4 protein-coding genes are annotated in these 2,206 nt (G+C 29.8%); 1 reads left to right on the top strand and 3 read right to left on the bottom strand.

Annotation, left to right across the window (positions count from 1 at the left end; all coding sequences use genetic code 11):
- On the top strand, window positions 1-570 hold a 570-nt coding region (locus tag ACTG3S_RS07980), incomplete at its 5' end, for a glycosyltransferase family 2 protein (RefSeq protein WP_439128827.1).
- Between the two features lie 17 nt (window positions 571-587).
- Here the strand turns inward: ACTG3S_RS07980 and ACTG3S_RS07975 are convergent.
- From ACTG3S_RS07975 to ACTG3S_RS07965, 3 genes are all read right to left on the bottom strand, one after another.
- Window positions 588-1,205: an L-threonylcarbamoyladenylate synthase gene (locus ACTG3S_RS07975; RefSeq protein ID WP_439128826.1), complete on the bottom strand. Its 618-nt coding sequence runs from the start codon at window positions 1,203-1,205 to the stop codon at window positions 588-590.
- A 90-nt stretch (window positions 1,206-1,295) separates the two neighbouring features.
- On the bottom strand, window positions 1,296-1,997 hold the full coding sequence (locus ACTG3S_RS07970) for a response regulator transcription factor (RefSeq protein ID WP_439128825.1): 702 nt from the start codon (window positions 1,995-1,997) through the stop codon (window positions 1,296-1,298).
- A 26-nt stretch (window positions 1,998-2,023) separates the two neighbouring features.
- A partial coding sequence (locus tag ACTG3S_RS07965; RefSeq protein ID WP_439128824.1) for a sensor histidine kinase occupies window positions 2,024-2,206 on the bottom strand: 183 nt, incomplete at its 5' end.

Raw genomic sequence — 2,206 nt, 5'->3', positions numbered from 1 at the left:
AGAGGACGTGTTTTTAATAATTTAGAAAGAGATTCTGAACAATTTAATGATGTAAAAGATATTTTTTGGGCTTCTGGTGCTTGCTTGTTTATACGTTCCAAAGTATATCATCAAATAAATGGTTTAGACGAAGATTATTTTGCGCATCAAGAAGAAATTGATCTATGCTGGAGAACGCAAAATATTGGTTTTAAAGTAAAATATGTTGGCACTTCTACTGTGTTTCATGTGGGTGGTGCTACTTTGCAGGAAACGAATCCGCAAAAAACCTATTTAAACTTTAGAAATAGTTTATTAAATGTGGTTAAAAATGTTCCCAAAAAATGGTTTTTGTTTGTTATTTTTTCTCGCTTACTTTTAGACGGAATTGCAGGTATCAAATTCATATTAGAACTGAGACCAATACACACTTTTGCAATTTTAAAAGCGCATTTAAGTTTTTATAAAAACTTTTTTAAATTCTTAGGTAAACGAAGAAAATTACAGAAAAAACAAGATTATAATCTACATACCAGCATTGTTTGGCAGTATTTTATTTTGGGTAGAAAGAAGTTTGATGAATTGAAATAATTCAATTTTAACAATAACTAAAGAATATCTAAACTCCCTTTACCTTCTCTAATAATTACTGGTATGTCTGTTAAATCTATTACTGTAGAAGGTTCATTATCACCATAACCACCATCTACCACTACATCTACTAAATTTTGCCATTTCTCGAAAATAAGTTCTGGATCTGTAGTATACTCTAAAACATCATCATCATCTCTAATAGAAGTAGAAATTATTGGGTTGCCTAACTCTGCTACCAAAGTTCTAATAATTGTGTTATTTGGTATACGTATACCAACTGTTTTTTTCTTTTTAAATACTTTTGGCAAGTTATTACTACCTGGCAAAATAAAAGTATAAGGTCCTGGTAGTGCTCGTTTTAAGATTTTAAATGTGGCAGAATCTATTTGCTTTACATAATCAGAAAGATGGCTTAAATCGTTACAAATAAAAGAAAAATTGGCTTTTTCTAATTTTACGCCTTTTATTAAAGCAATTTTTTCTAATGCTTTTGTATTGGTAATATCGCACCCCAAGCCATACACTGTATCTGTTGGATATATTACCAAACCACCCGATTGTAAAACTTTTACAACCTTGGCTATTTCTTTTGGATTCGGATTTTCGTTATAAATTCTAATAAATTGCGCCATAATCTGATCTATTAAAAGATGCCTATAAAAATACAAAAAACTCAGCTTGTTTTGCAAACTGAGTAATCTATATAAGGGAAGTTTTTAAGTTTAGGATTTATCTACCAACCTAAAACCTTCTCCATGAATGTTTAAAATTTCTACATTTTCATCTTCTTTTAAGTACTTTCTCAATTTTGCAATGTACACATCCATACTTCTAGAAGTAAAATAATTGTCATCTCTCCAAATTTTTGTCAATGCTAATTCTCTAGGCATTAAGTCATTTTTATGAATGGCTAACATGCGTAACAATTTACTTTCTTTTGGAGACAGTTTGGTTGGCTCTCCATCTTCGCCAACAGATAAATGACGTAGTTTAGAGTTAAAGAAAAAGCCTCCAATGGTAAACTCAAACTGTTCTGTTTCTGCAGTAGTTTCAGATTCTTTTCTTTGTAAGATTGCTTTTATTTTGTGCAATAAAACTTCAGAATCAAAAGGTTTATTTAAGTAATCATCTGCACCCACAGAATATCCTCTTAAAACATCTTCTTTTAAGGTTTTTGCAGTTAAAAAGATAATTGGCACTTCTTTGTTTGTGCTTCTAATATCTTGTGCTAAAGAAAAACCATCTTTTCTAGGCATCATAACATCTAAAATACATAAATCGTAATCGCTGTTTTTAAACATTATAAGACCTTCTATACCGTCTTTTGCATGTGTTACGTTATAATCGTTTAACGCTAAATAATCTTTTAGAACCGTTCCAAAATTTGGATCGTCTTCTACTAATAAAATTTTTTTACTTCCCATTTTTTTATCTATTTATTTTGTTATTTTTATATTAAAGGTAATTTTACTGTAAATATGCTTCCTTGTCCTTTTTCACTCTCTACAAATACGGTACCATGATGTTTTTCTACAATTTCTTTTACGTATGCCAAACCTAAACCATGGCCCTTTACATCATGTATATTTCCTTTTTGCTCTCTATAGAATTTATTAAATACTTGTTTTTGTAC

This window comes from Polaribacter sp. (genome assembly GCF_965656025.1).
GTDB lineage: Bacteria > Bacteroidota > Bacteroidia > Flavobacteriales > Flavobacteriaceae > Polaribacter.
This window is presented reverse-complemented; position numbering and strand designations above follow the sequence as displayed.

What these genes read in the sequence shown, in the direction of transcription:
- ACTG3S_RS07970 (WP_439128825.1), bottom strand. Translation starts at nt 1,997, where the DNA reads ATGGGAAGTAAAAAAATTTTATTAGTAGAAGACGATCCAAATTTTGGA.
- ACTG3S_RS07975 (WP_439128826.1), bottom strand. Translation starts at nt 1,205, where the DNA reads ATGGCGCAATTTATTAGAATTTATAACGAAAATCCGAATCCAAAAGAA.